The sequence below is a fragment of the Actinomycetota bacterium genome, from assembly GCA_014360655.1.
In the GTDB taxonomy this organism is placed as follows: domain Bacteria; phylum Actinomycetota; class Geothermincolia; order Geothermincolales; family RBG-13-55-18; genus JACIXC01.
Genome location: JACIXC010000021.1, coordinates 16160 through 39167 on the forward strand (window position 1 = coordinate 16160; position 23008 = coordinate 39167).

At 64.2% G+C, this 23008-nt stretch carries 21 protein-coding genes; 19 read left to right on the top strand and 2 right to left on the bottom strand.

Translation table 11 applies throughout. The features are described from left to right. Positions 1 to 9 precede the first annotated feature (9 nt). The 3 genes from proC (at position 10) to H5T73_11915 (ending at position 2103) form a co-directional block, all read left to right on the top strand. Entirely contained in the window at positions 10 to 807 is a 798-nt protein-coding gene (proC, locus tag H5T73_11905) for a pyrroline-5-carboxylate reductase (protein MBC7248463.1), read from the top strand. Positions 808 to 853: 46 nt separating this feature from the next. Next, positions 854 to 1087 carry a YggT family protein gene (locus tag H5T73_11910; protein MBC7248464.1) on the top strand — a complete coding sequence of 78 codons (234 nt, stop codon included), beginning with the start codon at positions 854 to 856 and terminating at the stop codon, positions 1085 to 1087. A gap of 107 nt (positions 1088 to 1194) precedes the next feature. After that, on the top strand, positions 1195 to 2103 hold the full coding sequence (locus H5T73_11915) for a DivIVA domain-containing protein (protein ID MBC7248465.1): 909 nt from the start codon (positions 1195 to 1197) through the stop codon (positions 2101 to 2103). A 360-nt stretch (positions 2104 to 2463) separates the two neighbouring features. On the opposite strand, the gene H5T73_11920 is transcribed toward H5T73_11915, so the two are convergent. Continuing rightward, the gene (locus H5T73_11920) at positions 2464 to 2802 is read right to left on the bottom strand and encodes a YggU family protein (GenBank protein ID MBC7248466.1); all 339 of its coding nucleotides are present in this window, start codon (positions 2800 to 2802) and stop codon (positions 2464 to 2466) included. 320 nt (positions 2803 to 3122) lie between these two features. On the opposite strand from H5T73_11920, the gene ileS reads away from it, so the two are divergent. The 6 genes from ileS (at position 3123) to H5T73_11950 (ending at position 9258) form a co-directional block, all read left to right on the top strand. Then, the gene (ileS, locus tag H5T73_11925; GenBank protein MBC7248467.1) at positions 3123 to 5897 is read left to right on the top strand and encodes an isoleucine--tRNA ligase; all 2775 of its coding nucleotides are present in this window, start codon (positions 3123 to 3125) and stop codon (positions 5895 to 5897) included. 311 nt (positions 5898 to 6208) lie between these two features. Then, positions 6209 to 6583 carry a TraR/DksA C4-type zinc finger protein gene (locus tag H5T73_11930; GenBank protein MBC7248468.1) on the top strand — a complete coding sequence of 125 codons (375 nt, stop codon included), beginning with the start codon at positions 6209 to 6211 and terminating at the stop codon, positions 6581 to 6583. After that, positions 6550 to 7044, top strand: a complete 495-nt coding sequence (gene lspA, locus H5T73_11935) for a signal peptidase II (GenBank protein MBC7248469.1) — start codon at positions 6550 to 6552, stop codon at positions 7042 to 7044. Before H5T73_11930 ends, lspA begins: the two co-directional genes overlap by 34 nt. A 61-nt stretch (positions 7045 to 7105) precedes the next feature. After that, a complete protein-coding gene (lgt, locus tag H5T73_11940) occupies positions 7106 to 7873 on the top strand; it encodes a prolipoprotein diacylglyceryl transferase (protein MBC7248470.1) in 768 nt (255 codons plus the stop codon). A 43-nt stretch (positions 7874 to 7916) separates the two neighbouring features. Further along, positions 7917 to 8801 (top strand): RluA family pseudouridine synthase, encoded by an 885-nt coding sequence (locus H5T73_11945; GenBank protein ID MBC7248471.1) that lies wholly within the window; start codon positions 7917 to 7919, stop codon positions 8799 to 8801. A gap of 196 nt (positions 8802 to 8997) precedes the next feature. Further along, a complete protein-coding gene (locus H5T73_11950) occupies positions 8998 to 9258 on the top strand; it encodes a hypothetical protein (GenBank protein MBC7248472.1) in 261 nt (86 codons plus the stop codon). A 127-nt stretch (positions 9259 to 9385) separates the two neighbouring features. On the opposite strand, the gene H5T73_11955 is transcribed toward H5T73_11950, so the two are convergent. Then, positions 9386 to 10255, bottom strand: coding sequence for a PD-(D/E)XK nuclease family protein (locus tag H5T73_11955; protein ID MBC7248473.1), 870 nt, complete (start codon positions 10253 to 10255; stop codon positions 9386 to 9388). 275 nt (positions 10256 to 10530) lie between these two features. Here H5T73_11955 and H5T73_11960 point away from each other — a divergent pair, with 275 nt between their 5' ends. The 10 genes from H5T73_11960 to H5T73_12005 all read left to right on the top strand — a co-directional run bounded on the left by H5T73_11960 (position 10531) and on the right by H5T73_12005 (position 22941). Further along, a complete protein-coding gene (locus H5T73_11960; GenBank protein MBC7248474.1) occupies positions 10531 to 13965 on the top strand; it encodes a DNA polymerase III subunit alpha in 3435 nt (1144 codons plus the stop codon). Positions 13966 to 14239: 274 nt separating this feature from the next. Further along, positions 14240 to 15526, top strand: a complete 1287-nt coding sequence (gene hisD, locus H5T73_11965; GenBank protein ID MBC7248475.1) for a histidinol dehydrogenase — start codon at positions 14240 to 14242, stop codon at positions 15524 to 15526. Between the two features lie 71 nt (positions 15527 to 15597). After that, the gene (gene hisB, locus H5T73_11970) at positions 15598 to 16188 is read left to right on the top strand and encodes an imidazoleglycerol-phosphate dehydratase HisB (protein MBC7248476.1); all 591 of its coding nucleotides are present in this window, start codon (positions 15598 to 15600) and stop codon (positions 16186 to 16188) included. A 36-nt stretch (positions 16189 to 16224) separates the two neighbouring features. Further along, positions 16225 to 16836 (top strand): imidazole glycerol phosphate synthase subunit HisH, encoded by a 612-nt coding sequence (hisH, locus tag H5T73_11975; protein MBC7248477.1) that lies wholly within the window; start codon positions 16225 to 16227, stop codon positions 16834 to 16836. Positions 16837 to 16851: 15 nt separating this feature from the next. Continuing rightward, complete coding sequence (gene hisA, locus H5T73_11980; GenBank protein ID MBC7248478.1) at positions 16852 to 17568, top strand: 1-(5-phosphoribosyl)-5-[(5-phosphoribosylamino)methylideneamino]imidazole-4-carboxamide isomerase; 717 nt, start codon at positions 16852 to 16854, stop codon at positions 17566 to 17568. 57 nt (positions 17569 to 17625) lie between these two features. After that, positions 17626 to 18384, top strand: coding sequence for an imidazole glycerol phosphate synthase subunit HisF (hisF, locus tag H5T73_11985; GenBank protein ID MBC7248479.1), 759 nt, complete (start codon positions 17626 to 17628; stop codon positions 18382 to 18384). Positions 18385 to 18516: 132 nt separating this feature from the next. Continuing rightward, on the top strand, positions 18517 to 19707 hold the full coding sequence (locus H5T73_11990; GenBank protein MBC7248480.1) for an ABC transporter substrate-binding protein: 1191 nt from the start codon (positions 18517 to 18519) through the stop codon (positions 19705 to 19707). A 269-nt stretch (positions 19708 to 19976) separates the two neighbouring features. Continuing rightward, positions 19977 to 20873 carry a branched-chain amino acid ABC transporter permease gene (locus H5T73_11995; protein ID MBC7248481.1) on the top strand — a complete coding sequence of 299 codons (897 nt, stop codon included), beginning with the start codon at positions 19977 to 19979 and terminating at the stop codon, positions 20871 to 20873. 6 nt (positions 20874 to 20879) lie between these two features. After that, positions 20880 to 22007, top strand: a complete 1128-nt coding sequence (locus tag H5T73_12000; protein MBC7248482.1) for a branched-chain amino acid ABC transporter permease — start codon at positions 20880 to 20882, stop codon at positions 22005 to 22007. A gap of 109 nt (positions 22008 to 22116) precedes the next feature. Beyond that, on the top strand, positions 22117 to 22941 hold the full coding sequence (locus tag H5T73_12005) for an ABC transporter ATP-binding protein (protein ID MBC7248483.1): 825 nt from the start codon (positions 22117 to 22119) through the stop codon (positions 22939 to 22941). Positions 22942 to 23008 lie beyond the last annotated feature (67 nt).

Sequence of the window (23008 nt, forward strand, 5' to 3'; positions counted from 1 at the left end):
GGGAAGGGCATGAAGAAGTTGGCCTTCCTCGGTGGAGGGAAGATGGCGGAGGCCATCATCAAGGGCCTGCTCGCAGCGGGCTGGGCCGCCGCCGAGGAGATGGTGGTATCCGATATCGACCGATCGCGCCTGGAGGCGCTGGCGAGGGAATACAAGGTCAACACCTCGGTGTCCAACCGGGAGGCGGCGTCGCAGGCCGAGGTGGTCCTTCTCGCGGTTAAACCCCAGAACGTGGAGGAAGTGATGGGGGAGGTGGCGGAAACGCTCCACCCCGGGCAGGTCCTCATCTCCATAGCCATGGGAAAGAGCACCGCTCTCCTGGAGAGCCTCGCGGCGGGAGAGACGGCGGTGGTGAGGGTCATGCCCAACAACCCGGCCATGGTGGGCCGCGCGGTTTCCGTGATCAGCTACGGCCGCTTCGCGGACGACAGGGCGCGCGAATCGGCCCTCGGCATCTTCCGCTGCCTCGGAGAGGTGCTAGAGATCGAGGAGCGCCACCAGGACGCCGCCATGGCCATATCCGGCTGCGGGCCCGCCTATTTCTACCTCATAGCCGAGGCCATCGCCGACGCGGGGGTCAAGCTTGGACTGCAGCGCGACCTGGCCCTGCAGCTGGCCGTCGGCACCATGTTCGGAGCGGCTTCCATGATGAGGGAGAGCGGGCTTGAGCCCGCGCGACTGAGGGGGATGGTCGCTTCCCCGGCGGGATCGACCATCATGGCCCTGGAGGCGCTGGAGGAGTCGGGGATACGCGCCGCCTTCTTCCGGGCCCTGGAGGCAGCCTACCGCCGTGCCAGGGAGGTATGAGTTGCGGCTCCTCGGGGAGGTCATATGGTGGGCTCTCGCCGTGTACATGTGGATGATCGTGGCCCGCGCCATCATAACGTGGCTTCCCGTGAGATGGCCGCGCGGCGTGCGTTCCGTGGTGGTCCTCATCTACGACCTCACGGAACCCGTCCTCTCGCCACTGCGCAGGATAGTGCCCACGGTCCCGGTGGGCTCGGGCATGGGACTGGACCTGACCCCCATGGTCGTCATCGTCCTGATACTCTTCCTGCAATGGCTGGTGAGGGGCTTATTCGGTTAGCGGCGACGGCCGAAAATACTTATACTATGGTTGTGCCCGGGGGAGCGCCGGTAGTCTCCCCATGCGGGACAGGAGCGGTGTGAACGTGCGTAAAGGAGGCGGTTAAGTTGGCTATCGGCCCCATGGATATCCACCACAAGGAATTCAGCACCGTGCGCGTCGGGGGATACAACAAGGAGGAGGTGGACTCCTTCCTGGACATCGTCGCGGACGAGCTGGACAGGCTGCTCCACCGCAACCAGGAGCAGGCGGAGCTCATCGAATCCATGCGCGAGAAGGCATCCCAGTACGACTCCATGCAGCAGACCCTGCAGAACGCGCTCATAAACGCCCAGAAGAGCGCGGATAACATCGTCCAGGAGGCGAGGGCGCAGGCGGAGGCCCAGATAAGGGAGGCCCAGGAGCAGAGCCTGCGCATCCTCGAGGAGGCCAAGACCGAGAGGTCGCGCATCCTCGAGACCTATGCAGGGATAAGGGAGCAGGTGCTGCGCTACGTCGCGACCATACGCGACATGCTCGAGAAGAACCAGGTGCTGATCAGGGAATACGAAAGCCGCCTCGCGGCGGCCGAGTTGAGGGAGGAGGCGGCGGGAACGGCGGCCGCAAGGACGGGGGGCGAGGCGTTCTCCGTCCCCACGGAGGCCGCTTTTGCGCCTGCTCAGCCCGCTCCTTCCGTGCAGGCGGAAGAAGTCCCACCCGCGCAGGCTCAGCAGGCACCCCAGCGGCCAACGGCGCAACCGGCATTCGTTCCCGAACCGGAGACACGCGCTGCGGGCGCGCCGGAACCACCGCCGCAGGCGATGCCCGAGCCCGCGCTGTTCCCTCCCGAGGGCGCACCGGCAGCGCCCGCAGCCGAGCCGGCTCCGCAGGCGCCGCGACAGCCGGTCACCCCGGAGCAGGAGATGGAGATAATGCAGGGTGTCCTACGGGAGGAACGGGAGAGCGCGAGGCCTCCCGCGCCCCCGGCGGAACCCGCGCCCGCCGAGGAGAAGGAGAAGCATTTCTTCTGGGAGTAGACGGCGGGGCTCCCGTCCTGGGCGCGTCTGCATGTCGCTTTGGAATGAACGCGATGATCGTTATCGAGACGGCGCAGCTCTGCCGCGTATGTTCGTGGTCAATGCGCCGCATCATGATCGCAGCCGTTGATGATGCGACGTTGATGATGCCGTGTCGCGTGCACGGATTCCCGGTGCCGTGAAGGCGTATCCCCGCTCGGACAGCCGCGGACGGAGCATAAGGAGATACAAAGGGGTTCCGCCTGCGACGCGCTGCGTTTGAAACCGCGTGACGTACCAGTGCGCATGCATATAGTTAATGGTTAAATAGTAACTGGTTAAATATATACTGCCCGATTCCCGGTCCCCTTTGGGATAATATCAACGTCGATCCCCGGAAGGATGCGGATCGGCCCCCTCGAGCAGGGAGGAAAGCATGGCGATCTCGCTCTCACTCACTCCGCGTACAAGCACCGTCTTGTTGCGGGAGTTTTGACCCGAGGTTATCTCCATGCGGGAGGGAGGCACGCGCACGAGGCGCGAGAGCAGCCGCAGGGCCTCGCGGTTGGCCCTTCCCTGCTGCGGAGGGGAATGCACGGCGATGACCAGCCTCCCGTCCTGCACGCCCAACAAGGCGCTGCGCGATGAACCCGGCCGCAGGCGCACGTCGAGCAGGGCACCATCCGGGCTCCAGCGCAGGAAACCCTCGCCTTCCGCCAAGCCTTCGCCTCCTTTTCGTCCCCGTCAGCCGCGTTACGGCACCGCCGCGGGAGAGGCCTGAGCGCGTGTGCCGCGGCGCGGCGCAACCGCTCCCTCACGATATGCGCCCGCAACACATGATAGCAGTTTCCACGGGTCTTGAGCGCACGAACGGCGTGACGGACATCGTACGCCGCCGGCGGAGACGGCGCCGCACGAGCGGAGGCGCCCGGACGCCTTCCCCCGTCATTCTTTCCAATACAGGCAGGGTCCCTGTTGCGCCGAACATGGCTGCGTGCTAATAATGGAGCAAAATGGCATGTAAACGGAGTGACCACGGTATGGACTATCGCCGAACGCTGAATCTCCCCAGGACCGATTTCGCCATGAAGGCCGACCTGCCGGTGCGGGAACCGGAGATCCAGCGCTTCTGGAAGGAGACGGATCTGTACGGGCGCGTCCTGGAGAAGACGCGGGGCCGCCCGTCCTTCATACTCCACGACGGCCCCCCGTATGCCAACGGCGATATACACCTGGGGACGGCCCTGAACAAGATCCTCAAGGACATCATCGTCAAGTACAAGAGCATGCGCGGCTTTCACTGCCCGTACGTCCCGGGATGGGACTGCCACGGGCAACCCATCGAGCACGAGGTGGAAAAGAGGCTGGGCGAGGAGAGGGGGAAGCTGGACCTCATGGAGGTGCGCAGGCGCTGCCGCGAATACGCCCTCCATTACGTGGAGCGCCAGTCGCAACAGTTCCAGAGGCTGGGGGTCTGCGGGGATTTTGCCGATCCCTACCTCACCCTGAAGCCGTCGTACGAGGCGGCCAACATCCGTATCCTGGCCGAGCTGGTGCGGCGGGGGCTCGTTTACCGCAGCCGCAAGCCCATCCACTGGTGCCCGCGCTGCGTCACCGCCCTGGCGGAGGCTGAGCTGGAGTACGGCGACAAGAGATCCCCCTCCATCTACGTGGCCTTTCCCCTTCTGGAGGGGCTGCCGGGAAGGAAAGGGGAGGAGGCCGCCGTGGTCATCTGGACCACGACGCCGTGGACCCTGCCGGCAAACGTGGCCGTCGCCCTCCATCCGGACATGGAATACGCGCTCGTGGACGGCGGGAATGGCCGCTTTCTCATAGGAAGGCCCCTGCTGGAGAGCGCCGCGCGCGAGATGGGCCTCGCTTCCTGGAAAGAACTGGCATCCTTCAGGGGGAGCGAGCTCGAGGGCCTCCACGCGCGCCATCCCTGGCGAGAAAGGGCCTCCCTTATCGTCAACTCGCATTACGTGACCACGGAGCAGGGAACGGGAGCCGTGCACATCGCCCCGGGGCACGGGGAGGAGGACTATTACGTGGGGCTGGAATACGACCTCCCCATGCCCATGCCGGTGGACGACCTCGGCCGCTTCACCGACGAGGCCCCAGAGTTCGAGGGCCTCTTCATAGAGGACGCAAATGCGCGCATACTGGACGACCTGCGCGACAGGGGACTGCTGCTGGGAAGCGGCGAGCTCGTGCACCCCTACCCGCACTGCTGGCGCTGCAAGGGGCCGGTGATCTTCCGCGCGACACCCCAATGGTTCATCGGGGTGGACCGCGAGTACGACGGCTCCACCCTGAGGGGCAGGTGTCTTGAGGCGGTATCCGAGGTTACGTGGATCCCCTCCTGGAGCATCCGCCGCATGAAGGGCATGCTGGAAACGAGGCCCGACTGGTGCATATCGCGGCAGCGGGCGTGGGGGGTTCCCATCCCCGCCTTCTACTGCACCTCCTGCGGCCGGGAGCTGCTAACGCCGCAATCCCTGCACAGGGTGGAAGAGCTCGTAGCCGCCGAGGGCTCTGACGCATGGTTCCTGAGGGACGCGCGGGAGATCCTCGGCGGGGAGTTCGCCTGCCCCGGCTGCGGCGGCGGCGACTTCCGCAAGGAGACCGACATCCTCGACGTCTGGTTCGAGTCCGGGGTTAGCCACGAGGCGGTCCTCCTCACATGGGAGGGACTCACCTGGCCCTGCGACATGTACCTGGAGGGGAGCGACCAGCACCGCGGCTGGTTCCAGACCTCGCTGCTCACGGCCGTGGGGGCCAGGGATGCACCCCCCTACCGCTCCGTGCTCACCCACGGTTTCGTGGTGGACGGGGAGGGGAGGAAGATGTCCAAGTCCCTGGGGAACGTCATCAGCCCCCTGGACATCTGCGAGCGACTGGGCGCCGATATCCTGCGACTCTGGGTGGCAGCCGCGGATTACACGGTGGACATCCCCGCCTCACGCGAGATCTTCGACCGCCTGGTTGAGGCCTACCGGCGCATTCGTAACACCATCCGCTTCCTCCTGGGCAACCTCTACGATTACCAACCGGAGAAGGACGCCCTCCCCGTGGAGGAGATGGAGGAGCTGGACCGCTGGATACTCTCCCGCCTGCAGGGACTGGTACGGCGGTGTACCCAGGCGATGGAACGCTACCAGCTTCACGTGGTCTACCATTCCCTGCACAATTTCTGCGCCGTGGACCTTAGCGCCCTCTACCTCGACATGCGCAAGGACTGCCTCTACACCTTCGCGCACGACGACCCGGCGCGCCGTTCGGCGCAGGTAGCCATCCACCGCGTCCTGACCACCATGACCAGGTTGATGGCCCCAGTACTCTGCCACACCGCGGAGGAGGCCTGGCAGGCCATGGGTGGAGGAGAGACGAAGGACAGCGTGCACCTCCAGGACTGGCCCGAGGTGGAGGAGGACCTCGTCGACCCGCGCCTCGAAAGCGACTTCGAGCGGCTTCTGCAGCTGCGCGAGATGGTCACCAGGTCCATCGAGGAGCTGCGGGCCGCCAAGGAGATCGGGACCTCCCTGGAAGCGGCGGTGGAGCTGACGGTGCCGGAATCCATGCGGGAGTTGCTCGCGGGCAGGGAATCCCTGCTGCCCACCCTCTTCATCGTCTCCGCGGTCACGGTGCGCTATGGAGAAGACGACGAGACGAGGGTGGCGGTCGGCAGGGCCGCGGGTACCAAGTGCGCCCGCTGCTGGAATTTCCGGACCTCGGTCGGAGAAAGCGAGGAGTACCCCGACCTCTGCGACCGTTGCCTGCCGGTCGTGCGCGAACAGCGAGTGGAACCGCGGTGAGCGCTGCCGCGGAGACGTAGCGCCCGAGCACCGGAAATAACGCACTTGGACCATTCCCCATCCCGCGGGCGGCTCGAACCTGTCTGCATGAAGATCCAAAGATTGTGGGGATGGCAATAGCCATGCCTGCTTCCGATCCCGAGCGGCCCGAACGGGCGGCCGGTAGCGGCGGCAGGAAAAGGTGAGGGTCGAGGGAGAAGTCGAGGGACAAGAAAACCGGGGAGGGGAAAACCGCTCTTGTCTAGGCGTTCGAATCGTGCATAATAATAGGGATAAACGCCGGAGGTTACGGCAGAAGGACAAGAGGCATCATGAACAAGAGGAAACTGGCGGCTTTCAAGAAGATCCTCCTGCAGGAGAAGGCGGTGCTGGAGAAACAGTACCGCGATCTCGAGCAGGGGAACCTCATGGCCTCCCAGTCGGATTTCACGGGCGAGATGCCCTTCGAAGAGGAGTACGCAGCCAGCGGCACCAGCACTTTCGAACGCGAACGTGACCTCTCCCTCTCGGAGAACGTCAAGGACCTCCTGCAGAGGGTGAACGAGGCCCTGGCCCGCATCGACGAGGGCACCTACGGCATCTGCGAGATATGCGGCGAGAAGATACCCGAGGAGCGCCTTGAGGCGCTGCCCTACGCCAACCTCTGCATACTGTGCAAACAGAAAGAAGAAAAAGCGCTCCACTGACCCTGCTCGTCTCCACCCTCTTGGTCCTCGGGCTTGACCAGGCAAGCAAGGCGCTGGTGAGGAAGTTCCTTCCCGCGGGAGAGAGCGTCGACCTCAAGCTCCTGCTCCTGCGCCAGGTGCGCAATCCCGGGACGGCGTTCGGCCTGCTCCACGGCAGGTCCACGGCGCTCTTCCTGGCCAGCATAGCCGTGCTAGCGGTCTTCCTTTTCGTCCTCTGGTGGTGGGGAAGGGCGCGCGGCGGCCTTTTCCAGGTCGCCCTGGGCTTGATAATAGGGGGGGCGCTGGGTAACATCATCGACAGGATCTTCCTCGGCGCGGTGGTGGACTTCATCGACCTGAGGTTCTGGCCGGTCTTCAACCTCGCGGACGCGGCCATCGTCGCCGGGGTGGTCTATGCCATCGCCGTGATCCTTGCGGACATATGGAAGGGACACGAGGTAGCTTCCCGGGAGCGGTCGTGAAAGGAAGCCGGCGCGCGACCGGCGGCCGCTTCGGAGCGGCAGCGGAAAAGGGGGTCCACCGTTGAGGCCTGAACTGTTCAAGATAGGTCCCTTGACCGTGCATTCCTACGGCTTTTTCCTCGCCCTGGCCTTCATCGTGGGCATGATGGTCAGCTTCTGGTACCTGCGTAGACGCTTCGTGGACGCCTACGTCGTCTTCGAGCTGGTGCTGGCCGCCGCGGTGGGCGGGATAATCGGCGCCAGGCTTTTCTACGTGATCGGCCACTGGAGCGAGTTCTCCGGAAAATGGTGGGAGGCGCTGAAGTTCTGGAACGTGCAGGGCCTGGTCTTCTACGGGGGGTTCATCTTCGGCGTGCTTGCGGCCGCCGGCGTGGTGAAGCTTCGCGGCCTCTCCGTGGGCGAGGTGCTCGATTCGGGAGGTCTGGCCGTCCCCGCGGCCATGGCCGTGGCCAGGGTGGGCTGTTACCTCAACGGCTGCTGCTTCGGGAAGAGCTCCGACCTTCCCTGGGCGGTTACCTTCCCCGTCAAGACGCAGTGGAACATGGGGATGCCCGCCAATCCCGTGCATCCCACACAGATCTACGAGCTCCTCATGGACCTCGGGATATTCGTGCTGCTCCTCGCGGTACACCGCAGGTTCCGCTACCGCGGCGAGCTGATGGCGTCATTTGTCCTCCTCTACGCAGTGGCGCGCTTTGTCAACGAGTTCTTCCGCTACCATACAAACCCGAACTCCAACCTCTTCTTCCAGCTCCTCAGCGTGGGAGCCTTCCTCCTCGCGGGAGCCCTGCTGGTCTTCCGCAAGAGGCTTCTGCCGGAGGCCAGGTAGGTTGGGAACGCTGAGGTTCATCGTCTCAGACGACGACAAGGGCATGCGTCTCGACAGTTTCCTTGTGGCCAGGACGGGCCTGACCAGGAGCAAGGCGCAGCAACTCATCGCCCGGGGGGCGGTGCTGGTGGACGGGGCGGCGAGTCCCAAGAACCACCGCCTGCGCCCCGGCGAAGTGGTGGAGGCGGAGGTGCCGCCCCAGCAACCCGCGGCACCGCTGCCCCAGAACCTTCCGTTACGCCTCCTCTACCGGGACGAGGACCTGGTGGTGGTCTCCAAGCCCGCGGGCATGGTAGTGCATCCTTCCGCGGGTCACCCCGACGGAACACTGGTCAACGCCCTCCTGGGAAGCGTGGGGGACCTTTCCGGCGGGGGCGACGCCATAAGGCCGGGGATCGTGCACCGCCTGGACAGGGATACCTCGGGGCTCATGGTGGTCGCCAGAAGCGACCGCGCCCAACTGGCCCTGCAGGAAATGATCCGTGACCGCCGCCTGAGCAGGTCTTACCTGGCGCTGGTACACGGTACCCCCGCATCGCGGCGGGGCACGGTGGAAGCCCCGGTGGGCAGGGACCCTCGAGACCGCAAGCGCATGGCCGTAACCTCCAGCGGGAGGCCGGCCGTCACGCATTTCGAGGTCCTGGAGGAATGGGAGAGGGCCAGCCTCCTCCACGTCGACCTGGTCACCGGGCGCACGCACCAGATCAGGGTGCACCTATCCTACATAGGCCATGCAGTGGTGGGAGACCGCGTGTACGGCAAGGCGACGTCCCTGGAGCGCGAGCTGGGGCTCGCGCGCCAGTTCCTGCACGCTTACCGCATGCGGTTCACGCATCCCGTATCGGGCGAGGAGATGTCCTTCGAGGACCCTTTGCCATCGGACCTGGAAGATGCGCTGGGGAGGCTGCGCGCGGGCGCCGTGGGTTGAGGAAGGCGCCCTACCACGGGATGCAAAGGCCGGCGCCGGGTGGTCCCTTTCCACCCACGGTAGCGACCTTTCAACCCCCAAAAACGCTCGCTTTCCGGAAAGGTGTCAAAGAAAGAAGATAATCTGCTGATATTTTATATGGAGAGAACGGCGAGAGAAGGATACGAAACAACGGAGGCAAAAGGGAGAAAGTGCCTTGAACGGTAATGTGTGCTCCGAAGGTCTGCTGAGGATCGAGCTGCTGACCATATTCCACCGCAACCCCGGTCTCGTGTGCAGCTGCTCTTTCCTGGCTGAGGCGACGGGCAGGGACATGGAGCTGGTCCGGGAGCAGGCGGAGAAGCTCCTCGACCTGCGCATTCTGGAGGCGGAGGAGAGGGAAGGGGAACGGCGCTATCGCTATCTGCCGCCCCGCCTCATCTCGCGCGAAGGCGGTGACGAGGAGAAAGCGGGGTAAACGGGATAACACCTGCCGGGAGCTCGTCCCAGCGCAGCCTTCGACCAGCCTGACTTTTCGCCCAAGCGTGTGACATGAGGCCCTGCAGCCGGGAACACCCGTACGGGCTACGGCCTTACCAGCGGGGTCACGGCTCTTCCTGAGAGCCGCCCCTGTTGCCCCCCTCAAGGTCCTCCATTTCCGCCTCCAGCTCGGCGATGAGGACTTCCAGGCGCTCCTTCCTCTTTAACAGGGCCGCGTGGCGGGCGCGTAATCCCTGCGGGATGTCATCCGCGGAGACACGCGTCGGGCAGACATCCCGGAAGGAGCACCAGGGGCAGAGCCTGTTGGGGTTGGCGGGGAACCGCCCGGAGGATATCCCCTCAGCGACCTGCCGCAGCCTGTCCCGCACCCTCGTAAGGCCTTCGTCGTCAAGGGGACGTGTGCTGTACCTCTGGTTGATGAGCAGGTAATAGAAGGTGAGCTTGGAGGGGGATATACCCCAGAGCTCGCGGCTGGCCAGCTGGTAAATGGGGAGCTGCAGGTCGTCGCGGAGCCTTGCGAGCTCCGGAAGGCGCCGGTTGGTCTTGTAGTCGATGATCTCGTATGAACCGTCGGGATGCCTGTCCACACGGTCGACGACCCCCGTCAAAAGGTAGCCTTCCATGGGGATCTCGAAACGTTGCTCCACGGCCACCGGCAGGCGGAAATCCTTCACGTTCAGCCGGTAGTAATCGCTCAGGACATCCCTGGCGTGCCGCAGGAAAGAAAGCTCCTCCTCGGGGTCCTCGAAGCCCTCGCCGTCCCAGCATGCCTCGAGATGGGTGAGGAGTTCCTCGAGGGAGGGAGCGACCGGCACGTCCCGGGCATAGAGCCACTGCAGGGCGGCGTGCAGGCTTCTTCCGAAGGAGAGGTGGGGCGAAGGTGCGACCTCAAGGCCGTCCACGTACTGGTAGCGATAGGAGAGGGGGCACCTCTCGTACGCGCAGACCGCGCTGTAGCTGAGCCTTATCTCCATGTCCTTATCCTCTCGGCTTTCCCGCGAAGGTGAGTCGATGTCCTCAACGAAAGTTATAATAGCCTAAACCGACAAGTCGAGAACGGGGGACCCCTTGCGAGGGAGGTCCCGTATGGGTCGTCGCCGGTAGCCGGCGCGCGGGGGACGGGCCCGTCGGCTGGTGCATGCGGGCCGCAGGAAGCCGACGTGAGTGCGCCGGCAAACGGAGGCGGGGAGGCGAGGACCTTGAGGCGGAGCCGGTCGCGCCTGCTCCGCGAGGACTTCGGAGGTGGAAAGTGGCGGTACCTTTCGTGCACCTGCACAACCACACGGAATATTCCCTGCTGGACGGCGCCGCCCGGATACCGGCGCTGGTCACCGCGGCCAGGGAAGCGGGCTTCGAGGCGCTGGCCATAACGGATCACGGTGCGATGTACGGCGTCATCCCCTTTTACAAGGAGGCGGTCAAGGAGGGGCTGAAGCCCATCATAGGGGTGGAGGCCTACGTAACACCGGGCTCGCGCTTCGAACGCAGACCCGTGAAGGAAGAGCCCAACTACCACCTCCTGCTCCTCGCCGAGGACGAGACCGGATACCGCAATCTCATGAAGCTCGTCACCCTCTCCTACATGGAGGGCTACTATTACAAGCCGCGCATGGACAAGGAGATCCTGCGGGAATACGGGAAGGGGATAATCGCCCTTTCCGCGTGCGTGAAAGGGGAGCTGGCCAGCTATCTCCTGGCAGACGATTACGAGGGGGCGAAACGCGCCGCCTCGGAATACCTCGCCATCTTCGGTGATGGTAATTTTTACCTCGAGATCATGGACCATTCCCTTCCCGAGGAGAAGAAGGTCAATCCCGGCCTGGTGCAGATCGGGAAGGAGCTCGGGATAGGGCTGGCGGCCTCCAACGACCTCCACTACGTGCGCAGGGACGACCACATCCACCATGACGTCCTGCTGTGCATCCAGACCAACTCCACCCTGGACCAGGAGGACCGCCTGCGCTTCTCCAACGACCAGTTCTACCTCAAGAGCTACGACGAGATGAGCCGGCTCTTCCGCGAATACCCGGAGGCCCTGTCCAACACGGCGGAGATCGCCGCCCGCTGCAACGTGGAGCTGGAGTTCGGGAGGTACCTGCTCCCGAAGTACCAGGTACCGGAGGGCTACGACCTCGACGCTTACCTGGAGAAGCTGGCGTGGGAAGGGCTGCGCCGCAGGTACGGGGAGGTCACCCCGGAGCTGGAGGAACGCCTGCGCAAGGAGCTCGCCGTCATCCGCGACATGGGCTTCTCCGGCTATTTCCTCATCGTGTGGGACTTCATCAAGTTCGCCAAGGAGGCCGGGATCATCGTGGGGCCAGGGCGGGGTTCCGCCGCCGGTTCCCTGGTCTCGTACTGCCTGGGCATCACCACCGTCGACCCCATCCGCTACGGCCTCCTCTTCGAGCGCTTCCTCAATCCCTCGCGGCGCACCATGCCGGACATCGACATAGACTTCTGTTACAAGCGCCGCCCCGAGGTCATCGACTACGTGAGCGGCAAGTACGGCAAGGACCGCGTCGCGCAGATCGTCACCTTCTCCACCATGGCGGCGCGCGCCGCCATCCGCGACGCCGGCAGGGTCTACAACCTCGAATACGGAAAGGTGGACCGCCTGGCGAAGATGGTCCCGGAAAAACTCAACATCACCCTGGACGAGGCGCTGGAGACATCCCCGGAGCTGCGCGACGCCTACGAAACGGACGAGCTCGCGCGCAGGATCATAGATACCGCGCGCAACCTGGAGGGCATCATCCGCCAGGATTCCATCCACGCAGCCGGGGTGGTCATCGCCGACGACGAGCTATGCAATTACACGCCCCTGCAGCGCCGCGGGGCAGAGGAAGAGGTGGTGACGCAGTACGACATGGCGGCGGTGCAGGCCATAGGCCTCCTGAAGATGGACTTCCTCGGCCTGCGCACCCTCACCGTCATAGGCGACACCCTCGAGAACCTGCGCCGCACGCGGGGCATCGAGCTCGACATCGACGGGATCCCGCTGGAAGACCCTAATACCTTCGACCTCCTGCAGCGCGGCGACACGGTGGGCGTCTTCCAGCTCGAGAGCCCCGGCATGCGCTCCCTCCTGCAGGACCTCCGCCCGGAGCGCTTCGAGGACCTCATAGCGGTGCTCGCCCTCTACCGCCCCGGGCCCCTGCGCAGCGGCATGGTCAAGGATTACGTGGATCACCGCCATGAACGCAGGGCCCTGAAATACCTCCACCCCGACCTGGAGCCCATACTGAACCAGACGAGGGGGATCATCCTTTACCAGGAACAGATCATGCAACTCGCGGTGGAGCTGGCGGGTTACTCCCTTTCCGAGGCCGACGGCCTGCGCGCCGTGGTGGCGAAGAGCAAGGCCGAGGAGATGAAAGTACACCGCGACAAGTTCGTCGAGGGCATGGTGGCAAAGGGTTACCAGCGCGGCCTGGCGGAGAAGCTCTTCGGCCTCATCGAGCATTTCGGAGAATACGGCTTCAACAAGAGTCACTCCACCGCCTACGCGTTCATCTCCTACCAGACGGCGTACCTCAAGGCGCACTATCCCAAGGAGTTCATGGCCGCGCTGCTCTCCAGCGTGACCGGGAACAAGGACAAGGTACAGGTCTTCGTCAACGAGGCGCGCAAGATGGGCATCAAGGTGCTCCCGCCGGACATCAACGAGAGCTTCAAGGAATTCACCCCGGTGGAGGAGGGCATCCGCTTCGGGCTGTCGGCGGTGCGCAATCTCGGGGAGAGCGCCGCCGACAGGATCATCGCCGCGCGCCGCGAGGGCGGCCCCTACCGGTCCCTTTACGACTTCTGCCGCCGTATAGGCCAGGGCGTGGTCAACAAGCGGTCCCTGGAGAGCCTGATCAAGAGCGGTGCCTTCGATTACCTCGGCTACACGAGGAACCACCTCCTCAAGGTATACGAGAAGACGGCGGACCTGGCAGCGGAGAGACAGCGCCTTTACGAGGAGGGACAGCACTCCCTCTTCGGCGAGGAAGATGAGGAGACGGATCTCATGGAAGCGCAGCCGGCGGCGGAAGAGCTGCCCAAGGACAAGCTGCTGGCCTACGAGAAGGAGATGCTGGGCATTTACGTCAGCGATCACCCCCTGATGCAGGTGAAGGAGGCCCTGGAGAAACACGTTGAGAGCGAAATAGCGGACCTGGCGGAGCTGGGAGACGGCGCGGTGAAATGGATAGGGGGCATAATCACCAAGAAGACCCAGCGCATAACGCGCAAGGGCGAGCTCATGGCCTCCCTGGCCCTGGAAGACCTCAGCGGCAGGGTGGAGGTTACGGTCTTCCCCGCCCTGTACAACCAGTACAGGGAATTGCTGGAGGAGGACCGCGTGATCTGCGTCAAGGCGAAGGTGGAGCTGGGGGAGCGCGAGGAAGAGGTCACCGCCGTACGGGTGGTGGCGCTGGACCTGGCGGAGCCACGGCTCAAGCGCAGCGAGGACTGCGATCTCTATATCCGCCTCGAGGCAGAGCAGGCGGAAAAGGAGATGATGGACCGCCTGAAAGACATACTGGTGAGGCATCCCGGGGAAACCGCCGTGCGCATCGAGCTGAGGAGCGACGACGCCATCAGGGTCTTCCTTCTGCCGCAGGAATTCCGCGTGAACCCCGACGGCTCCCTTTACGCGGAGGTGCTCTCCCTCCTGGGCGACGACTGCATAGCGCTGCGCTGAGGCCGCTCCCGCGCGGAAAAACAGATACGCGGAAGGCCGCCTCATAGTACGTGACGAACGAGGCGCAGACCCTGCGCGACGAATACTTTCATGTCGGTGGGCGGACCGCGCAAAGAGGCGGGAGCCGTATCGGCTCGTGATGCGGGGTTTCGTCGGGGTGAGCGGTGTAGCGTTCCTAAGAGAAGCGGCGCAAGGTACAATATGGTTGAAAAAACGGCGCAAGAACGGACGTCGCGGACGTTGACGGCAGGGCGAGAGCTTGTGAGGATAGGTGATGATGAAGGTTTTACGCAGCGAGGACTACGAGGACCTGCAAAGCCTGCGCAGGGACATGGGCTGGGATTTCTGGGCCGATGGGGGCCCGGTGCAGGAAGTGCGGGACATAATCTCGCAGGTGGAGAGGGACGGAGACCGCGCGCTGCGTGAGCTCACGAAGCGCCTGGACGGCATCGATCTCCCCGCCGGCGGCCTGCGCGTGGGGGAAAGCGAGATGCGGCAGGCGAGGGAGAAGGTGGACCCCTCTTTCATAGACGCCCTGCGCGGCGCCGCCAGGTCCATCACCTCCTTTCACCGCAGGCAGTCCTGGGAATCACTCTTCTGGGACACGGAAGAGGGAGCGCGCATAGGGCAGATGATCAGGCCCCTGAAAAGGGTGGGGGTGTATATCCCGGGAGGCAGGGCTTCCTATCCCAGCACGGCCCTCATGACCATCATCCCCGCCAAGGTGGCGGGGGTGCATGAGATAGCGGTTTGCGTTCCTCCCGGCCGGGGCGGGGAGGTGAACCCCTACACACTCCTCACCCTCGATCACCTTGGCGTGAAGGAGGTCTACAGGGTAGGGGGCGCACAGGCGATAGCCGCGCTGGCGTTGGGCACGGAGACCATCGCGCCCGTGGAGAAGGTTGTGGGGCCGGGAAACATCTACGTCACCCTGGCCAAGAAGGAGGTCTTCGGACGGGTGGGCATAGATATGCTGGCAGGACCCAGCGAACTGGTCGTGCTGGCGGACGGAAAGGCGGAGGCGGATCTGCTCGCGTGGGAGATGGCCGCCCAGCTCGAACACGGGGGCGGGGCTAGGGCCTGCCTGATCACGGACAGCGAAGGGATCGTCACGCGCGTGCAGAAGGCGCTCGTACGCCGGATTGAAGCTGAGGCTGGCGGACCCGCGGATGTAACGGCCGTGATGGTCAGGGACATGGCTGAGGGGGCACGATTGGTGGACGTGCTGGCGCCGGAGCACCTGGTCATCGACACCGAGGACATGACGGGGACCCTTTCGGCCATACACAACGCGGGCGCTATTTTCCTGGGCTCGGAATCGCCGGTAGCGCTGGGGGATTACGCGGTGGGCGTGAACCACGTCCTGCCCACCAAGGGAGGCGCGCGCTATGCCTCCCCCCTTGGGGTATACGATTTTCTCAAGCGCACCAACATCGTGCTCTCCAATCCCAGGGCAAACCGTCACCTCGGCCCCCTGGTGGAGACGCTGGCCAGGGTGGAGGGCCTCGTGAACCACGCCGAGGCCATGCGCCATCGCCTATACGGCCAGGAAGAGGAGTAGGGGCCGGACGACGGGCGGGTGATGAGAACCGCTTACTGCAGGGCAGCGAACGAGGGGCAGAGGTGAGAGAGATGAACGCGCGCAAGGCGGCGCGTCGGAGAAAGACCAGGGAGACCGAGATAAGCGTGGCCCTTTGCCTGGACGGGAAGGGCGAAACACGGGTGTCCACGGGCATCGCTTTCTTCGACCACATGCTGACGCTGCTCGCCTACCACGCCGCTTTCGATCTCACGCTCGAGGCCGCGGGCGACCTGGAGGTCGACCAGCACCACACGGTGGAGGACGTGGGTTTGTGCCTGGGCTCCGCCATCGGGGAAGCGCTCGGTGACAAGGCGGGGATAAGGCGTTACGGTTGGAGCCTGCTTCCCATGGACGAGGCCCTGTGCATGGTGGCGCTGGACCTTAGCGGCAGGCCTCACCTGACCTACGAGGTGTCCTTGCCCGTCGAGCTCATCTCGGATTTCGATCCCACCACCGTGCGGGAGTTCCTGCAGGCGTTGTCCAACCAGGCGGGGCTCACCCTCCATGTGCGCGGCATCAGCGGCGACAACCCCCACCACATCCTGGAAGCCGTCTTCAAGGGGCTCGGCAAGGCTTTCCGTGAGGCGGTGAGCCTGGAGCCGGGCCGCGGGGATATCCCATCCACGAAGGGAAGCCTCTGAGGACGCGGCTTCCGACAAGAGCACGAGGTGATGAGCTTGATAATCGTCGTCGATTACGGCATGGGCAATCTCCGCAGCGTGGAGAAGGCCTTCTCCTTCCTCGGCCACGAGGTTGCGGTGAGCGGCGACCCCGAGGAGGTCGCGGCGGCCGCGGGTGTCGTCCTCCCTGGCGTGGGGTCTTTCGGGGACGCCATGAAGGAATTGCGGAGGCGGCGCCTCCTGGCTTGTGTAGAGGAGGCCGTGCGGGGCGGCCGGCCCTTCCTCGGGATCTGCCTGGGTTACCAGTTGCTGTGCGAGGAGAGCGAGGAGAGCCCGGGCGTGAGCGGACTGGGCGTGCTCCCGGGTCGCGTGCTCCGGTTCCCGCCGAGCGTCAAGGTGCCGCACATGGGCTGGAACGACGTCAGGGCGACCAGGGATCATCCCGTCCTTGCGGGAGTGGAGGACGGCTCCTTCTTCTACTTCGTCCACTCCTTCTACGTGGTGCCTGAACGGCGGGAAGACGTGCTCACCACCACCGAGTACGGCCCGACCTTCGCCTCCGGGGCCGCCTTCGGGAAGGTGGTCGCTTTCCAGTTCCACCCGGAGAAGAGCTCGCAGGCAGGTCTGCGCATCCTGGACAACTTCGCACGCTGGTGCACCGGGGGGTGACGAGACGTGTTCCGCATCTATCCCGCGGTGGACATCAAGGAGGGGAGGTGCGTGCGCCTTCTGCGGGGCGAAATGGACAGCGAGACCGTATACGGCGAGCGGCCGTGGGAGATGGCCCTGCGCTGGCAGGCGGAAGGCGCCTCCTACCTGCACGTCGTGGACCTGGACGGCGCGGTTAGCGGCAGACCGGTGAACCTGCGCTCCGTGAGGGAGATACTGGAGAGGGTGAGGATCCCGGTGCAGGTAGGAGGGGGAGTGCGCACAAGGGAGGACGTGGAACGCCTCCTCGATATGGGCGCCAGCCGTGTCATACTGGGCACCCGCGCCCTTGCCGAACCCGCCTTCCTCGCGGAAATGGTGGACTCGTTCGGGGAGAGGGTCATCCCCAGCCTCGACACCCGCGGCCGGGAGGTGGCGGTGAGCGGCTGGACCGCCTCCCTGCGGGTGCCCTTCGCCACGCTGCTGCGGGAACTGGTGGATTGCGGCGTCAAGAGGCTCATACATACCGATATCCGCAAGGACGGCACCCTCGCCGGTCACGGCGCAGGAATCCCCGGCGAGCTGCTGGGCCTCGGCGTGGGCATCATCGCCGCGGGGGGCATAAGCAGCCTGGAAGACCTGCAGGCGTTGAAGCGGCTTTCCGCGCAAGGCGTGGAGGGCGCCGTGGTGGGAAAGGCGCTTTACGCTGGGGTGCTTTCCCTCCCGGATATACTGGGACTCGAGGAGGCATGAGGTGTGGCCATCCATACAGTTCATGACGGACACACGGAAGCGAGGTAAGGAGGACTCATGCATACCAAGCGTATCATCCCCTGCCTGGACGTGGACAAGGGACGGGTGGTGAAGGGCATAAACTTCGTGCGCCTGAGGGACGCGGGCGATCCGGTCGAGCTGGCATCCGTTTACGACAGGGAAGGCGCCGACGAACTCGTCTTCCTGGACATCACCGCTTCACACGAGGGCAGGGAGCTGGTCTTCGACATGGCCGCGAGGGTGGCGGAAAAGGTCTTCATCCCCTTCACGGTTGGGGGCGGCATACGCGGCAAGGACGACATCAGGCGCATGTTGGCCACCGGCGCCGACAAGGTGTCCCTGAACACGGCGGCGGTGGAGGATCCCTCCCTCGTCTCGGCGGCCGCCGGGAAATTCGGTTCACAGTGCGTGGTGGTGGCCATAGATGCCAGGCGCAGGTCGCGGAACTCGTGGGAGGTCTACACGCACGGGGGAAGGAAGGCCACCGGCCTTGACGCGGTGGAGTGGGCCCGGCGCGTGGAATCGCTGGGAGCGGGGGAGATACTCCTAACCAGCATGGACAGGGACGGGACCCGTGACGGCTACGATATAGAACTCACCGGAGCCGTGGCGGACGCGGTGAACCTCCCGGTGATCGCCTCGGGAGGAGCGGGAAGCCTGGAACACCTCGCGGAGGTCATCCTCGAGGCCGGCGCCGACGCGGTGCTCGCGGCATCCATATTCCATTTCGGCGAATACAGCATCAGGGAGGCCAAGGAGTACCTGAGGAGCAGGGGCATCCCCGTGCGCCTATGAGAAAGGCGGGATTTTACCCGCTGTTTACAGGATGACACGTCTTGTGATAGAAATAATGCCTATAGCGGGAGCTTGCATCCATGTGATGTAATTGGTAAGCCGGAAAACGGAAAGGTAAGGGGGGTTGAGGAGTTGAAAAAAACAAGCAGACTCGCGATCCTGGTCGTGGCCGCAATGCTCGTCGTCTCGCTCCTGTCCGTCACGGGGTGCGGCGCCAAGGAGGAGGCAGAGAAGAAGCCCATTAAGATAGGGGTGGTACTCTCCGAGAGCGGCGCCAACGAGCCCCTGGGCAAGCCGGAACGCAACGCCATCGAGCTCTACGTGAAAAGGCTCAACGCTAACGGCGGCATCAACGGCCACCCGGTGGAGGTGATCATCAAGGACGACCAGAGCGATTCGAACAAGGCCCAGCAGGCGGCCATTGAGCTCCTGGAGCAGGAGGAAGTGGTGGCGCTCATCGGATCGAGCGGCACGGGACCCACCCTGGCCATGAAACAGGAGGCGACCAAGAGAGGAGTGCCACTCGTATGCATGGCTGCCGGCGCCAACATCATGGAGGGCGATTTCACCTGGGTCTTCCGCACCCCTCCCACGGCGACGGAGGCGGGCAAGAAAGCCCTCGCCTACATAGCCGAGGACCTGGGCGTCAAGAAGGTGGGGCTGCTCTACGACACGAATCCTTTCGGTACGGACGGCAAGGCGGTGGTTGAAGCCGAAGCCGGCAGATTCGGGCTGGAGGTGGTGGCCTCCGAGGGCTACGGGACCAACGACTCGGAGGACACCATGGACACCCATCTCACCAACATCATGACGGCCAAGCCCGAGATCATACTGGTCTGGGGCACCAACCCCGGGCCGGCCATCATAGCCAAGCGCATGAAGGATAAGGGTATAAAGGTTCCTTACGTGGGCAGCCACGGTATCGCGAACCAGCAGTTCATCCAGCTTGCCGGAGAGGCCGCCAACGGCGTCGTGTTCCCGGCGGGCAAGATGCTCATCTACGATAAGGTCCTCGAGCCCGGCTCCGAGGAATACGAATTCATCAAGGACTTCGACCAGGCTTACCAGGAGGAGTACGGCCAGCCCATCAACACCTTCGCGGGACACGGGTGGGACGCCATCCTCATCATCACCGAGGCCTTGAAGAGGGCGGGCGCCGACGCCACTCCCGCGGAGCTGAGGGACGAGATCGAGAAGACGCAGGGACTGGTGGGCACGGCCGGGATATTCAACTACTCTTCCAAGGACCATAACGGCCTCTCTCCGGATGACCTGGTGATGGTGGAAATAATCGGCTCCAAATGGGAGCCGGTGAAGAAGTAACACCCGCGCTTCTTTTACAACGGCAGGGAGGCTGGACCCACTCCAGCCTCCTTTTCCGTTGCGGCGAGAGAAAGTTGGGGACGGGAGCTTGGTAAAACGGTATATTTATGGCATGCGCCACGGCCGCGGGTCGCCCACGAGACGGACCCGTGACGAGGTCACTGCGAGCGAGCGGCAGGAAAGGAGAAACCCGGCGGCGGCAGCGATCACGGACTGCCCTCGAAGTACCTTTTCCAGGAGCCGGGTTCGGACGGAGGGAGCAAGACGGTATGCTGGATTTCCTGCGTAACTGCCCCCAGTACCTGGCCAACGGCATGGCCAACGGGTGCATCTATATCCTGGTGGCCATGGGCTTCAACATCATCTACAACTCCACGGGGATCATCAATTTTGCCCAGGGAGAATTTTCCATGTTCGGAGGCCTCTTCGCCTACGCCTTTGCCGTTTCCGCCGGACTGCCGTTGCCCCTGGCGTTGTTGCTGGCAATCGCCGGGGCGGCCTTCATCGGCGCATGCATGGAGAGGTTGATGATATACCCGCTGCGCAGGGCGAGCGTGCTCACCGCCATCATCGCCACCATAGGGGCGTCCATATTCTTCAAGTCACTGGGAAGGGTGCTGTGGCCCAACGAGGCTTACAAGGTGCCGGAATTCACTCCCGGTAATATAACCCTTCCGGGGGCGACGGTACCCCGCCAGTTTTTCTGGGTGCTGGGACTGACTGCGGTTGCCGTCGCGCTGGTCTATTTCTTCTTCAGCCGCACCAAGGCAGGAAGGGCCATGCGCGCCTGTTCCGTCAACCGCCAGGCCGCCTCCCTGGTAGGCATCGACGTCTCCCGCATGTCCTTCTATTCCTTTCTCCTTGCCGCCGCCCTGGGGGGGACGGCTGGACTTGCCAACGCTCCCTACGCCAGCTATTCCATAGGCCTGGAGTTGGGAGTGAAGGGCTTTACGGCCGCAGTGGTGGGAGGCCTGGGCAACACCTTCGGGGCCGTCACCGGAGGCCTGGTCCTCGGCCTGCTCGAGGAACTCATCCCCGGCTTCCTGACCGTGGTCCTCGGGGTCTCCACCGGCTACAAGGGGGCGGTGGCATCCGTAATGCTCATCCTGGTGCTCCTCCTTCGCCCCCAGGGGATCCTGGGGAAGGGTATGGTGGAAAAGGTGTGAGCCGGCATGGGGGAAATGCGCAACGAGAAGCGGGGCGATGAGACCGACGGGGGACCTCGTCTTAAGACTTCCCTCATACGCAGCGCGCTGTCGCTCGCCCGTCGTCACCTTGTATTCCTCTCCCTCATGTTGTTCATCATCGTGATGCCCTTCTGGGCCAAGCCCCTCTCCAGGCCGCTGGGCATCCCCCTGGTGATGGTCATGCGCATGGTGGGCATATATACCATCGTGGCCGTGGGCCTCAACATGCTCATGGGCTACGCGGGCCAGGTCTCCCTGGGTCACGGGGCTTTCTTCGGCATCGGCGCCTATACCAGCGCCATCCTTACCGTAAAGGCACACTTCCCGCCCTGGCTTGGTATCGTCATGGCCGTGCTGGTGACCATCGTATTCGGTTTCCTGGTGGCACCTGTGCTGCGCCTGAAAGGACATTACCTGGCCATGGCCACACTGGGGGTGGGCATCGTCGCCTTCGTGTTCATGCGCGAGATGACCTGGCTCACGGGAGGCAATGACGGCATCCGCAACATCCCCGCCCTTTCGCTGCCGGGTATAAGGATCGGGGAGGCCAGGGATTACCTGCGGGCGGAATACTATTTCATTTGGGTGATCGCACTCCTTGTGCTGTTGCTCTCCTCCAACCTGGTGCGCTCTCGCCTCGGGAGGGCCATGCGCGCCCTGCACCAGTCCGAGGTCGCTGCGGAGGTGATGGGGGTCGACGTATCCTGGGAGAAGATAAAGGTCTTCGTGCTCTCCACCGCCCTCGCCGGCCTGGCGGGCGGCATATTCGCCCACGTACAGGGATACATCGACCCCAACCTCTTCACCATCGTCCTCTCCATCCAGCTGGTGACCATGGTGGTGGTGGGGGGGATGGAGAGCATCTGGGGTGCCGTGGCGGGGGCGGGCGTGATAACCTTCATTCCCAAGATCGTGGAAGCCCTGCCCAAGTGGCTTGGCGAGGTACCCAGGTGGGTTGAGAAATACAGCAACTACGAGGGCATGGTCTTCGGCTTCATCCTCATAGTGACCATGGTCTTCATGCCGGCGGGCATCACGCGGGGCCTGTCGGACATGGTGCGATACCGGCGCAGCCCCTTCGTCAACCCCTTCCGCAGGAAGGCGATGGGGTAGGGTATGCGACAGGGAGAGGCGGAGGACTCCGCGACGGCACGGGTGCGTGAAAGGAATCGCCGGCGTGCGTACGTTGGCTGGGTGACAGAGGCGAGCGGAAGGCGGGTACATGGGTAGAGCCGATCTCAAGGTGAACCGTACGGGCGAGGCCGACGCCGGTCCGCCCTTCAAGGACCTGCTGGTGGCGGAGGGTCTTACCAAGACCTTCGGCGGGCTGGCGGCGGTAAAAGACGTCTCCTTCACGGTGCGGAGAGGGGCCATCAAGGCCATCATAGGTCCCAACGGTGCGGGAAAGACGACCCTCTACGACCTCCTGACGGGCATATATGCCCCGGACAGCGGAAGCGCCTTCTTCGAGGGGCGCTCCATCCTGGGGTTGCCGCCTCACGCCGTAAGCGCCATGGGCATCGCGCGCACCTTCCAGACCGTGCGCATCTTCCCTCAGATGACGGTGCAGGAGAACGTCATGGTGGGCCTGCACCAGCGCACGAGGTCGGGCCTGCTGGGCTGTTCCCTGCGCCTGCCGGGGGCAAAGCGCGAGGAAGCCTGGATCGTGGAGGAGGCTTGGCGCCGTCTCGCACTGGTGGGCCTGGAGATGCAGGCCGACAGCATCGCCGGCTCGCTCCCCTATGGCCAGCAGCGCGTACTGGAGCTGGCCCGCGCGCTGGCTACCGAGCCCAAGCTCCTTCTCCTGGATGAACCGGCATCGGGACTCAATGCCTACGAGACGAGGGAGTTGGGAGAGCTCATATACCGCGTGAGGGACATGGGGATCACCGTTATCCTGGTGGAGCACGATATGGGTCTGGTCATGAGGATATCTGACGAAGTGCTGGTCCTGGACTACGGCGAGGTTATCGCCGAGGGAACACCGGAGGAGGTGCGCAACGACCCCAGGGTGATCGAGGCCTACCTGGGAACGGAGCTTGATTGAGGACGGGCTCTCACGATGCCGTCGCGCGGAGGCGCGGATGGTTCGGCGGCCCCCGAGAGAAGGAGAC